Source organism: Alkalibaculum bacchi (assembly GCF_003317055.1).
Classification (GTDB): Bacteria; Bacillota; Clostridia; order Eubacteriales; family Alkalibacteraceae; genus Alkalibaculum; species Alkalibaculum bacchi.
In genome coordinates this window covers 12,974-26,731 of sequence record NZ_QNRX01000011.1, presented here as the reverse complement: position 1 = coordinate 26,731, position 13,758 = coordinate 12,974, and the positions used below count along the sequence as shown (strand labels likewise).

The following is a 13,758-nucleotide window of genomic DNA, read 5'->3' as shown; positions in this document are numbered from 1 at the left end:
AGTTGTTACTGACTACCTTAAAACTGACCATCTATTTCATTACATACGCGGCTAATACTGCCTGGACCTCACAAATACTATTCAAACATTCAGGTTAACAATAAAATCATAATAGGTAGCAATAATACAGCTGTTGAAATCAGCATGGTCGTTATTGTATTCCCGCTCCTATAGGATACCGTAAGAATAAATATACTAGCCAGTCCTACTATAAATAAACGTTTAACCTGATAAAGAATGAAAAAGCTTAGAATAGAAAGATCATTAAATGCCCATGATATTTCTATAATACTCCTTACAGGTGCCTGTAATCCCTTTATTCCATAGGTTTGAAATATAACAATAATCCTTGGCAAGAAAGAGATCATTGCACTAACGATGGCAAGGCAAATACAAATGAATACCTTCCATCCAATTACAGCTTTTCTTCCTCTGTTGGAAATAGCTATAATCGAATCCATGTTTGTCATTTTTTCTATGGAACCAAAGGAGGATATTCCTAAAATCAACACTATAAATGCCTTTCCATAATCTATTAAGTCTAATTGTCTTGCTTCTTGAGCAAATAAACTATTCCAACCCGTTTGATATACGTACTCTACAGGATATTTTTCTCGTTCTATTGTATTTAATATTTGATATTGATTTTGTGCTCTTTTAAAACCTCGCTCTTCATATCCATTGATTTCAAGCCCAGCAAGCAAATAATCGAAGTAGCTATCGTCTATGTCGCCCTTTTCGTAGCTTTTCATTAATCTTTCTTTCTCTTTTTCTACTTCTTCAAATTGATTCTGTTCCTGCTGTATAAACACCTCTTTATCATGAGACAATTTTCCTGAAAGGATAGTCGAATACTGCTGATAATATAGTTCTTCCTGATCAATAATATACACTAAATCTCCAAAATAAAAAAACTGTATGCCTAAGAAGATGAGCAAAATAAGTAGACCTTTATTCATAATCAACAGCTTATAGCTTTCATGCTTTAATAGGCTGAAATAATGCCCTGTAAAAAACAGAACTCTTCTTTTCGCTTTCATTTTTTCTCCAATCCAATTTCGCCTCTCTTGGGAGGATGTCTCTGTAACATAAATATACATTCCAATACTATTGCCTAAGATAATTGCTATAAGAGCAGTAATAATACCTGAAATAACTATATTTACAGGATAGGAAAATAAATTGATATTCACATAATTAGAGAAATAATGACTGGTATCTAGCAATGCTATCAAATTGAACTGGCTTAATGGGCTAAGCCATGAATGCATATCAATAGTAGTACAAAATATAGCTTCAATACCAAAGATAAAAATAGCAATAAGACTCGAAAGTACATTATTTCTGCATAAGATACACATCAAGAAAAAAACAGATATTACAGCAAAGATACCCAGAACTTTTCCAATAAAAAATAGCACTATGTATTCTAATACAGTAAATTTAAAAGGGCTAGAAATATAGCCTTCAAGAGATTGAATAGGTCGGCTCAAATCCCCTAAGCCTACTTCTTTTGCCGATACTACAAGATTAAAACCGTAAAAGATCAGTACAAATAAAATGGTAAGCAACAATAAAAGGATTGCCTTTGCTGCTATAGTAATTCCATACCCGTTTTTTGTAGCTTTGATTAAAGGCAGCGTTCCTTCTTCTCTCTCAGAAATCAATAAATGCATGACAAAAATGATTAAACTTAAAAGAAGAAAAGCATCCGTTATCTGATGATCTGTTAAAATAAGAACTCCATAGGAAAAATCAGACACTACTTCTACCCCCTTGAGATGCTCATAGGCCTTAGGTGTCTGAAGTAAATTTCTGTAAGCAAATGTATTTGGCTCGGTAAAAACAGAAGACTTCATCATCTTTTCTGCTTGAAAATCCATTTCAGCTAGATAATCATCATACTGAGAGATGATTTTAATTTGCTCTAAAATCAGGTGAAATACACGTTCCGTTCCATAGGAGAATAATTGCTCTCCTTCCTGTATGCCCTGATAGTAGAGTTCTATTTGTGTCTGTATCCACATGTGCTGTTCCTGGTTGCTTTTATTATCTAATTCTTCGTAGACAGAGGACACATCCTTTATACAATAGCCCTCTTCGTTTATACGATAGATATTATAATAAGTAACGAGACCATTTGCCAAAATGAGTCCGAAAATAACAAACCAAGCCACTTTTCTATGAAATAGTTTACGCCCTTCATAATAGATAATCCTTATCATATCATTCTCCAAAATAATACAGGTAAATGTCTTCTAAATCAACATTCTTTTTATTGCGCTTACTGCTTGTCTCTATCTTTTCCTGTATACTCCTAATCAATAAATCCCTATTACCTTTTTGAATAAGCGAACCTTCCTTTAACAGCAATATTTCTTTTGAAATCCATTCAATATCTGATACTACATGTGTAGCAATTAAAACAACCTTGTCAGAGGCAATTTCTACAATTAGGTTTCTCATCAACACACGTTGCTTAGGATCTAGACCAGCCGTTGGCTCATCCATAATGAGTACTTTAGGATCTGTTAATATGGCCTGAGCAATGAGTAATCGCTGTTTCATCCCTCCAGAATAACTTCGAATCTTCTTGCTAGACACATGGGAGAGTTCTACTACATCTAATGCATATGAAATTCTCTCCTTAGCTTCTTTTGATTTTAAACCTTGAAGAGTAGCTATATAAGATAAAAACCTCATTCCTGTAAAGTCTGGGTATAGAGCTTGTTGCTGTGGAACATATCCTAAGATTTTGCGATAATCCTTTCCCATTTCAGCTATATTTTGGCCATTCCAAAACACTGTACCAGAAGTAGCTCTTACATTCCCTGTTAAAATGTTCATCAATGTGCTTTTCCCTGAACCATTCGGCCCTAAAAGACCATAGACTCCTTGACCTAAAACAAAGCTAACACCTTTCAAAGCTACCTTTTGACCATAATTTTTGTACAAATTTTCTACAGTAAGCTCCATCCTTTAACTCCTTAATTAAAACAATTTCTCTGCTGCTTCTAGATTTCCCTTATAATACTCTTCCTTGTCGATCATGTGAACAACAGGCTGTTCCAGTATAAAGTTATAAATAACACCTATGTATTTTTCGGCTGTTTCCCCTATCATTCTAAAGGTAATTGCTCTATCATCTTGAAATAGTTTAGTATGCTCTTTTGAATTCATATCATAATAGCAAATATCTACTTTTTCATCTTCACGGTAGAGACAGTACAATAGCTTTTCACCATCAATTAGACTTGGAGAAACACTGCCTGGATTGGAAGTAAGAAGAGTGCTACCGTTTTTTATTTCTAGTACCAACTTCTTTTCGTCTGTCGCAATATCTAAAAGATATATTGATGTATCGGGACTTTCATAGTTTAGATTTTGATATAGCAACTGACCCTCATATGTGTCAATAAAGATATATGGTAGATAATACCCTGCTATTTGCCCATCTCCACCGTAATCAGGACTACGTTTTCCATTTTCCAATTCTGTCAATTTTCCAGTGTGCATATTATATAAGAGGTATTGAAACATTGGCTCTTTGTTCTCTTCATACCATGATGTTATGTACTCGTAATATGGATCTACATTGCTATCAAATTTCTCAAATTCACCTTGATCATAGGCTTTTTGAAATTCATTTTTCGTCATTTGCTCTAAATTGTTCCAACTTTTGCTGATCAACACATAATCTTTTGAGATAAACTCAAATTCATATGCAGCATTGTTCTTAGACTCATATCTAGTTCCTTCTTTAGGTAGTTCATTTAGCGCTGTTGCTTTTCCGTCTTTAAGATTTATACCTAAGACTACTGTGCTTTGTAACTGTTCTAATTCACTATTGTCTTGCATCGGTTCTCCAATATATTGATAATGCGTTGTAAACCATGCCATACCACCTGCATAATAAACATCACCGATACCGTTTAATACCCAAGAACCAGGAACATAATTGCCAATATCTAAGGAGTAAAGAATCTTTTGATTATTGCCTGAAGGCTCCATTGTAAATAGATCGTATGTGTTACTTTCTTGGTTTAATTTTATTGCATACACATTTTCGCCATACATGGCTAATCCAGTTACATCTCCCATATTTTCATATCGTGCACTACAGTTAGAGTTAGAATGATGGCAATTCGCTTTTCCACAGAGCATATAAGAGTCCTTTGCTTCTAAATCATAATATTGCATTTTTGTATCTTTAAGATAAAATATACCGTAATCACTAACACTATATGTAAACCCAAGGGCACTGGCACCATAGACTACATCTCCTGTAGCATATGAATTCATATAAACAGAAGATTCCGATATAGGCCGGTTTTTTCTACACAAGAGTACGAAAGTTAAAATCAATAACAAAACTAGGATGCTAGATAGAATCTTAAACCTTTTTTTTTGCATATATGTTTCTCCTAAAGTAAATCGTAGTTTTTATTACTATAAAAGCATATAATACCAAACATAAATAGCAATATAGAACATAAAGTATGTTTCATACTTTATTAGCTTGTCTATTATAATTTAGGTCTTTAATCTAGTTATTTTTTAAATGATAATATAATATACACACCATATTATTGTAATATATAGCATATTGTATATTATTTAACTATATATCTTAAGAATACTACATATTTATTAAACATTTTGTCGAACGAAGTCATTTTATAAAGAATTGTTTTTTAATAAACTTATAAATACTGCAGCAAGTGCGGCTTAATCAAGAAAGCCTGCTAATAAAAAGTCAAGTGTTTTTTGAAAATATTTCAGATTGATTTTTGGGCACAACACTAAAACCGCCTGAAAAGCCGGTTTGTAAAAAGGAGGAGATATGGAGAGAAATTAGTTGTTCTGCTCTAAATTACGCAGACACTCTTTGACCTTACCATAGTAGATGCGGAGGAACTTATTAGCTCCAGCAGTCATGTAGACATAGTAAGGTTTACCTTCTGCCCGTTTCTTGTTAAGGAAAAGGTATACAGGATCATCTTCAGGCGCATTCTGGAGCAAGGTGGTCATGACCTGGAACAGTGTTTTGCGAAGCTTTGCAGAGCCTACCTTGGAAGCTCTGTTGCTCTTCTTATTGTGTTGACCAGATTAATTTACACCAGGATCAACGCCAGCAAAGGCTGTTAAGGCTTCTCTGCGGGTGAATCTTGATACGTCACCAATCTCGGCAATGAGCTGAGGACCATAAGTTTTACCTACACCATAAATACTCATGACGGTTGTATACTCAGGCAAAGAGCTGGCAAGGCTATCCATTTCTTTGCGAAGCTGCTCGATATGTTGTGAAGCAAGGTTTAATTGCTGAATACTTTGTTGGATCAACAGCTTGTACGTTTTCTCTTTCGGGAAAACGGCAACAAGTTCTTTGGAGGCCTTAAATAGTATCTCCGGTTTTGAAGGCTGAAAGTTATACTGATTCTTCTTGCAGAAAGCTCTGTAACGCTCTGTAAAGGCCTTTAAGCCGATTTTGCGGACACAGTCCACATGCCAGAAGGAGGATACATAATCCACCCATTTTTCGCTTCCGTTCTCACGGACAGGGCTGTTAAAGAGTTTGTTCACATCGGGATATGTATTGTCCAATAGTGCAATCAGATTTGATTTTGCGCCAACTTTTTGCCTCATAAAGAAGCTGAATTGCGAATTTAAAGTTTTTAACTGAGTACGTATATTATCCATACTCGAATATTGCCGTAATTCAGCCCAGTTGTCAAGAGTATAGCGTGCGATTTTCTTGGCATCAGCAGGATCAGATTTAACCTTACGTAGTGAGTTGTTGCCGAAGTTTTTAATGTGGTGAGGGTTTACCACTGTAACGAAGAATCCAGCTTCATGCAAAGTATTTGCTATAGGCTCGTGATATCTGCCAGTACACTCCATAACAATCTTAGTGTCGCCTTCTAGGGTGCCAAGATATTTGGAGAGTTCATTCATCGCTGCGGATGTATGAGACACATCAAAGGGTTTACGAATAGTCGCCCCACCAGGCTGCAGGACTGCGATGGTGCTCTTGCCTTTTGAAACATCAATACCTACTGCGTTGTACATTCTATGTACCTCCGAAATTGAATTTGCATGGTTCCAGCTTATCTCATTGCTTATTCAATCTCCTGGGTATCAAACGAACGTACACATGGCAGTTCAACCTGCATAAATCGAACGGCTGCAAATGATGGCTGGTTGACGGGCTTTCTTACGGACGCCTATGTTGGGGTCCAAGGAGTGATCAGTCAGACCAATGCCTAACCATTATACAGCTTAAACAATGAGAAGGATAAGTCCCAACTGGCTGTTGGGTGCTTGAACCTTACACTTATATATTAGGAGGAGTCATAACTAAGACTTTCTAAATTTGTGCCTTAACAAGCACGCACATTATAGAATAAGGGTGTAACAAATTTTCAACCATTATCTACCTGCTGCTTAAAAATTGTTCAACTATCGTTTAACGTTATTTCATTACATACGCCGCCAACACTGCCTGTACCTCATAAATACTCAAACTCTTATTAAAAGTCTTTTGTATAGGCATTTGTGTGCCTGAAATCCATATTTTAAGTTCTGCATCTAAATCAAAATGCCCTGCTGTTTCAACACTAAAGTGAGTGATGCTTTTGTAAGGTATAGAATGATACTCGCTCTTTTTGCCTGTTACTCCCTGTTTGTCAATTAAGATTAATCTCTTGTTGGTAAAAATAAATAAATCTCGAATTAATTTATAAGCCTTTTCAATTTGTTCATTTGGAGCAAGTATCTTTGCAAAATCTTTCTGTACACTACCTAAATTTACCTCAGAAGCATTTCCCATCATGCCATCTAATAAACCCATGTAATCCACTCCTTTTTAGATATAACATATATTTTTAATACTTTAAAGTCAAGGAGATAAATTTGCCATTCTTCTCCTGCTTTTCTCTAAAAACAGTTCACTTCTTTATTCTACTAGTATAAAATGAGCGTAAAGGAAGTGAATTTATATGTTAACTAAAAATTTTTTTACTCAAAATAGAAGAGAGCTTTATGAAAATCTACAAGACAATAGCATGGCCATCTTCTTTTCTGGAAAAGCGCCACACAAATCAAATGACGCTTATTATATGTTTGAAGTAGATCGCAATTTTTATTATCTTACTGGTATCGCGCGAGAAGATATTATTCTTGTGGCTATTAAGTACGGTGATGTGGTAGAAGAGTATCTTTTTATCGAAAAATTTGACCCTATCCTTGCTAAGTGGGTTGGCGCAAAGATTAGTGCAGATGAGGCTAAGAGCATCTCTGGCATTGAAAATATAATGTATGTAGAAAATATTAAATCGAAGCTGGTACAGATTTTAGGCAGTGGGGCTTATAATGTAGAAAATGTTTATTTTGATTACAGCAGATACGCTTGGGATTACAGCGATAAAATGTCCTCTGCTTTCTCTACAGAGCTTTTATCGAAATACCCTTATTTAATAAAAAAGAATGCTTCAAAGATTTTGACAAAACTTCGAACTATCAAAAAACCTGAAGAAGTGAAATGCATGAAAAAGGCCATTGATATCACTAAAGAAGGCATTGAAAGTATGATGATTCATGCAAAACCAGGTATGGCAGAATGTGAATTTGAAGCTCATTTTGACTTTGTACTAAAATGCAAAGGTGCTGGACACGCCTTTGATACCATAGCTGCTTCTGGAATCAATGGAACCATACTCCACTATGTAGCGAATAACAAAATTACAGAAGATAATGATTTAATTCTTTTTGATTTAGGGGCGAGTGCAGACAATTACTGTGCAGATATTACAAGAACATTCCCTGTAAATGGTACATTTACGGAAAGACAAAAAGATGTCTACAATGTAGTCTTACACTGTAATAAGGAGATTATCCGACATATGAAACCAGGGGTATCTACTGTAAATCTGAATAAGCTAGCAAAAGATTTATTAGCGCAAGGCTGTAAAGAATTAGACCTTATTGACAATCTAGAAGATGTGAGTAAATATTATTACCATAGCATAGGTCATCCGCTGGGGCTAGATACCCATGATGTTGGAGATCGAAATATCATCCTACAACCTGGCATGGTCTATACTTGTGAACCAGGTCTTTATGTTGAAGAAGAAGCGATTGGCATTCGAATTGAAGATGATATCTTAATTACAGAGGATGGCAATATTAATTTGTCGGAGCATATTATTAAAGAGATCGATGATATAGAGGCATTTATGAATAAGTGAGCTGAATGCGGAAAGCGGAAAAAGCCTCGCCTTTAGGTAAGGTAATAAAAACTACAGGATCCTTCGGCTAAAGTCTCGAGGATGACAGATGTGGGCTATTAAACAATGGGACCTACAATTTTTAGGTCCCATTGTTCATTTCAATCTAAAGCATCTGTGCCCTCTTCACCTGTACGAATTCTAATAACTCTCTCTACATCGCTTACAAAAATTTTACCATCTCCTATTTCTCCTGTTTTCACTACATTGATGATTGTATTTATGATATGGTCTACCTTCTCATCTTGAACTACAACGCTTACTTCAATCTTTGGAAGCACATTCATAAAAATTTCTGAACCTCTGTAATATTCTTTCCATCCATTTTGATTTCCACAGCCCATGACCTGACTTATTGTCAAGCCATTTATGTCCATTTTAGATAGTACATCCTTTAACTCCTCTAAAGCACATGGCCTTATAATTGCTTCAATTTTCTTCATATTAACCTCCTCAATCCATTCCTGTAAATGAAGGATATGCATTTTCACTATGCTCTGCCTTATCAAGCCCTTCTATCTCTTCCATATGGTTTACTCGAATCTCCATAAAAAATTGCAAGACTTTCATTATGGCAAAAGTTCCAACTACCGCTAAAATAATAGTAATCAGAATGCTCACTACTTGTGCTGTGAATAATCTTGTATCACCAAAGAAAAGTCCATTCCATTGAGTAGCAGAATGAATAGAACGATGTGCAAATAGTCCAGTGGCAATTGCCCCCCAGATACCTCCTATGCCGTGACATCCGAATGCGTCTAAGGCATCATCGTAGCCAAACTTATGTTTTATGGTACTTACTCCAAAATAACAAATAGGGCTTACAAGAGCGCCAATAATAATTGATGCCCATATAGGTACAAAACCTGCACCTGGGGTAATCGCTACAAGGCCAACTACTGCACCCGTAGCCGCTCCTAACAAGGTTGGCTTACCTCTCGTGATTTTCTCTATAAACATCCATGTAAGCAATGCCATTGCGGCGGAAGTATTCGATGTAATAAGTGCATGAACTGCTAAACCATTAGCTCCAAGTGCACTACCACCATTAAACCCAAACCATCCAAACCACAGTAGAGATGCCCCTATTACGACAAGAGGTATATTATGGGGATGATAATCTGTCATCCCATATCCTTTTCTCTTCCCCAGCATGATAGATGCTACTAAGGCTGAAACACCTGAACTAATGTGTACAACATTTCCACCTGCAAAATCAATAGCTCCAAGTTCCCTTATTAATCCTCCAACGCCCCATACCATATGAGCCATTGGATAATAAACTAGGAAAGACCATAATACGATAAACATAAACAGAGATGAAAATTTCATTCGCTCTACCAATGCACCCGTAATAAGTGCTGGTGTTATAATGGCAAACATCATTTGAAAGGATGCAAAAAGGTTATGGGGTATCGTAGCTGCATAATCTCCATTGGGATTCCAAGTTACACCATTAAATCCAAACCATTGTAGGTTTCCAATTATTCCTCCTAGATCTTTTCCAAAGGATAGGGAATACCCCACTATAACCCATAGAATAGATGCTAATCCAGCTATGAAGAATGTAGACATGATGGTATTTAATACATTTTTTCTGCGAACCATACCACCATAAAAAAAAGCAAGCCCTGGTGTCATAAGAAAAACGAGTGCTGTTGACATGAAGATAAAAGATGTGTCTCCTGTATTCATTTCTTTCCCTCCTTTTTATATAAAAAAAGCTGCTTTACATGGTTTCCCATAAAAGCAGCTCCATTGCCAAAATGAACTTGTATTCTTACTTAGTGCCTAGAAGTAACTAGTCACTGGTATCTAGATATTTCTTTAGCATCAAGATCTGATCCTGCATATAAAATGTCCCATGCAGGAAATAGATCAAAAGTAAACTTTCTTATCAATAAAAAAGAGCTATCTAAACGTATTATTTAAATAGCTCCCTTGCTCTTCATTTACTTGTTAAACTATATTATGCCATAACTATATTTTTGATGCAATATTTTTTTATATTTTTTATTTTTTACTACCTGTTTTTAATTCTCCTACTACAATCCGGTCATTTCCACCTAAGTCCTTCAGCTTCTTTACATGTTTGTAATCATTCTCTTTTAATATCTCTATAACTGCATTTCCTTGATTATAACCTATTTCAAAGGCTAAAAGGCTACCTTTTAAGAGATATTCTTTTGCCTCTGTAGCAATTCTTCTGTAAAAATCTAAGCCATCTATACCACCGTCTAGGGCACCTCTTGGCTCATAAGTGCTTACTTCTATTTGAAGATCTTCGATATCCTTTGCTGGGATATAAGGAGGATTTGATACGATAATATGATATTTGTCACTTATACTCTCAAAACAATCACTTAAGACAAATTGACCATTTTTAATATTTAATTTCCTGGCATTTTCTTTGGCAAGCTCTAAGGCTTCAGGTGATATATCTACTAGGGTTACTTGTGACTTAGGAAATTGTGATGCTATACTTAAACCAATGGCACCGCTACCACATCCAATATCAAGTATGTTTACATCTTCTTCTCTTTGTTTTATATATTCTACTACGTACTCTACTAGAATTTCTGTATCTGGTCTTGGAATCAGTACCTTTTTATTGACTATAAAATCTAAGCCCATAAACTCCTGATGACCTACAATATAAGCCACAGGCTCTCCTTTACATCTTCTGCCTATAAGCTGTTTATATTCCTCTACAAGATCCTCTTGTATATCCTGGTCTTTATGTAGTATAAAATACAATCGCTCTACCTCTAGTAAATTTGCTAAAATTACCTCTGCATCTAGGCGAGGGGAAGGCTTATTGCATTCTTTTAATTGTAAAACAGCTTTATTTAAGATTTGGCTAATTTTCATATTAAGGTCTCCTTCCTACTATAGCAAAAAAGATTAGTCACCTAAAGCAACTAATCTCTCTGTTGGTTTTTTACTCTTCATCTTATAATCCGAATTTTTTCTTAAATTTATCTACTCTACCGCCTGCATCAACTAATTTTTGTTTTCCTGTGAAGAATGGATGACAAGCAGAACATATATCAACTTTTAATTCTTCTTTAACAGAACCTGTTTCAAAAGTGTTTCCACAAGCACATTTAGCGATAGATTTTTTGTAATCTGGATGAATACCTTCTTTCATTACATTCACCTCTTTCCAAAACTTAATATATATAAAATATTCATGTCAATTTTACACTCATAATATTTTATCACGGTTTGTCCCATATGGCAAATATTTTTATCTACTATTTTCTTCTAAACCTGCCTATTATTTTAAATTGTACTTTGAGATCATAAAATGAATAAAATCTTCATTGGTTTTTGTCCTAGATAAAGTATCAATGATTTTCTCCGTTACATCTGCATTAGAAGAATTGCTGTACATCTTGCGGATTCCAAAAACAAGCCTTAATTCTTGTTCTGATAACAATTTATCTTCTCTTCTTGTTCCAGACTTATAAATATCTATGGCAGGGAAGATTCTCTTTTCTGAAAGGCTACGGTCTAAGTGAAGTTCCATATTACCCGTCCCCTTAAACTCTTCAAAGATGACATCATCCATTCGACTGCCTGTCTCAATTAAAGCTGTAGCTAATATGGTTAAACTTCCACCATGCTCTATATTTCTAGCAGCTCCAAAGAATTTCTTTGGCAAGTATAGTGATTCTGGATCTAAGCCACCTGAAAGAGTTCTGCCAGATGGATGTACTACTAGATTATTTGCTCTAGCAAATCGGGTAATACTGTCAATCAATATGACTACATCTTTGCCCTGCTCTACTAAACGCTTTCCTCTCTCTAAAACAATCTCAGCAGCTTTAATATGATTCGATGCCAATTGATCAAAGGTAGAATACACTACATCTCCTTTTATAGACCTTATCATATCTGTAACTTCTTCTGGCCTTTCGTCAATTAAAAGAACGATAAGTTCCATATCAGGATGATTCTTTGCAATAGCATTGGCAACCTGTTTTAATAATACAGTTTTACCAGCCTTAGGTGCTGCCACAATCATCCCTCTCTGTCCTTTCCCTATTGGCGCAAAAAGGTCAATAATTCTAGTAGAGATGGTATTATTATTCGTTTCAAGCTTAATCTTTTCTTCAGGAAATATTGGCGTCAATTTTTCAAAATTGGGTCTATTGACAACGGTCTCAGGTACATCTCCATTTACAGATTCTACATAAAGTAAGGCATCGAATTTTTCCCCTTCATTTGGAATGCGAATCTTTCCGACGATTTTGTCGCCTGTCCGAAGCTTGTAACGCCTAATTTGAGATGGAGATACGTAAATATCATTTTCTCCAGTTAAGTAATTATTGGTTCTAAGGAAGCCAAAGCCATCAGGATTTACTTCTAGTATTCCTATTTGGGATTTGCTATACCTGCTCATATCCTTTTTATCTGGATTGTTCATCATACTAGCTTCTTCTTTTATAATCTGGCTCGTAGTTTTTCCGTTAACATTCTCTACAAATAACATGGCATAATACTTTTCCCCTTCTTTAGGGCTACGAACCTTGCCTTTTATTTCATCACCGGATTCTAATTTGAATTTTTGAATTTGAGAGGCTGAAACATAGACATATTCTTCTGGGGAGATCATATCTTCACTTTTTAGAAAGCCAAATCCTTCTGGGAGAATTTGAAGAGTTCCTTTAAGATTAAAAGATTCGTGGATGTCGTCTTTAAGCTTAGAATATTTATTGGGGTTTTCTTTTTCTTCAAGCGGTTTGATTTCTTCTACTCTATTTTCTGCATGCCTTGCTTTTAATTGAGTTTTTTCTTCTTCTGCATAAATCATTTGAATTTTTTCGATTAGTTCACGTTTTTTATATTTAGTAACTGATGGGATTCCTAATTCCTTTGCTTTATCTCTCAGCTGTATAATTGTTAGTATTTCTAGGTTCTCCATTTATGGACAACACCTCCTATTTTATATTTTCACGATAATCTACGGTCATAGACGAAGTTAAGAATAAAAAATTCAATATAGAAATAATTTATAAATAATTTATACACTATAATACAGTATTTAATATATAGTCATTTTATGAATATAAACATGGCACTCAAAAGAAATTAGTATTAAACAGAGATGATGTTGAATATAATATAGATAATATTTGATTAGACATTATTAATATATCATAATTTTTTCACATGTCAATAAAGAAAAAGATTTTAATACGCAATTTTACTATTGGTGGATAAAATACAGCAAAATTTTAGTATGGCTTTATATCATTATCTTATCCACAATATTTAGATTTATCAATACTTTATTAATGTGAACAACTCTTGTGTTGTTCGACAAAATAATACACAATATCCTGTTCTATTTGTACTTTTTGTGAATTATTAAAAAAGTTATTCACAGTATCAACACTTTTCCCCATAGTTATCCACATTTTTGTCAATAAAGGTGTCGAAGAAATAAAAAAATGCATCCCAAAAA

Annotated in this window: 10 protein-coding genes and 1 pseudogene; 1 reads left to right on the top strand and 10 read right to left on the bottom strand. The window is 34.9% G+C overall.

Going from position 1 to position 13,758, the window contains the following annotated elements:
* Nucleotides 1–89 precede the first annotated feature (89 nt).
* From DES36_RS09120 to DES36_RS09100, 5 genes and pseudogenes are all read right to left on the bottom strand, one after another.
* Nucleotides 90–2,225 carry a hypothetical protein gene (locus DES36_RS09120; RefSeq protein WP_113920918.1) on the bottom strand — a complete coding sequence of 712 codons (2,136 nt, stop codon included), beginning with the start codon at nucleotides 2,223–2,225 and terminating at the stop codon, nucleotides 90–92.
* 1 nt (nucleotide 2,226) lies between these two features.
* Nucleotides 2,227–2,976, bottom strand: a complete 750-nt coding sequence (locus tag DES36_RS09115) for an ABC transporter ATP-binding protein (RefSeq protein ID WP_113920917.1) — start codon at nucleotides 2,974–2,976, stop codon at nucleotides 2,227–2,229.
* Between the two features lie 15 nt (nucleotides 2,977–2,991).
* Nucleotides 2,992–4,413 carry a hypothetical protein gene (locus DES36_RS09110; protein WP_113920916.1) on the bottom strand — a complete coding sequence of 474 codons (1,422 nt, stop codon included), beginning with the start codon at nucleotides 4,411–4,413 and terminating at the stop codon, nucleotides 2,992–2,994.
* A gap of 441 nt (nucleotides 4,414–4,854) precedes the next feature.
* Nucleotides 4,855–6,069: pseudogene (locus DES36_RS09105) on the bottom strand (IS110 family RNA-guided transposase).
* A 403-nt stretch (nucleotides 6,070–6,472) separates the two neighbouring features.
* Nucleotides 6,473–6,850 carry a PH domain-containing protein gene (locus DES36_RS09100; RefSeq protein ID WP_113920915.1) on the bottom strand — a complete coding sequence of 126 codons (378 nt, stop codon included), beginning with the start codon at nucleotides 6,848–6,850 and terminating at the stop codon, nucleotides 6,473–6,475.
* 148 nt (nucleotides 6,851–6,998) lie between these two features.
* Between DES36_RS09100 and DES36_RS09095 the strand changes: the two genes are divergently transcribed.
* Complete coding sequence (locus tag DES36_RS09095; protein WP_113920914.1) at nucleotides 6,999–8,246, top strand: aminopeptidase P family protein; 1,248 nt, start codon at nucleotides 6,999–7,001, stop codon at nucleotides 8,244–8,246.
* Nucleotides 8,247–8,386: 140 nt separating this feature from the next.
* Here DES36_RS09095 and DES36_RS09090 read toward each other — a convergent pair whose 3' ends face one another.
* The 5 genes from DES36_RS09090 to rho all read right to left on the bottom strand — a co-directional run bounded on the left by DES36_RS09090 (nucleotide 8,387) and on the right by rho (nucleotide 13,215).
* Nucleotides 8,387–8,728, bottom strand: a complete 342-nt coding sequence (locus DES36_RS09090; protein WP_113920913.1) for a P-II family nitrogen regulator — start codon at nucleotides 8,726–8,728, stop codon at nucleotides 8,387–8,389.
* A 10-nt stretch (nucleotides 8,729–8,738) separates the two neighbouring features.
* Entirely contained in the window at nucleotides 8,739–9,980 is a 1,242-nt protein-coding gene (locus DES36_RS09085; protein ID WP_113920912.1) for an ammonium transporter, read from the bottom strand.
* A gap of 318 nt (nucleotides 9,981–10,298) precedes the next feature.
* Nucleotides 10,299–11,156, bottom strand: a complete 858-nt coding sequence (gene prmC / locus DES36_RS09080; protein WP_113920911.1) for a peptide chain release factor N(5)-glutamine methyltransferase — start codon at nucleotides 11,154–11,156, stop codon at nucleotides 10,299–10,301.
* Between the two features lie 82 nt (nucleotides 11,157–11,238).
* Nucleotides 11,239–11,436, bottom strand: coding sequence for a 50S ribosomal protein L31 (gene rpmE, locus DES36_RS09075; protein ID WP_113920910.1), 198 nt, complete (start codon nucleotides 11,434–11,436; stop codon nucleotides 11,239–11,241).
* Nucleotides 11,437–11,565: 129 nt separating this feature from the next.
* Entirely contained in the window at nucleotides 11,566–13,215 is a 1,650-nt protein-coding gene (gene rho, locus DES36_RS09070; protein ID WP_113920909.1) for a transcription termination factor Rho, read from the bottom strand.
* Nucleotides 13,216–13,758: the final 543 nt, after the last annotated feature.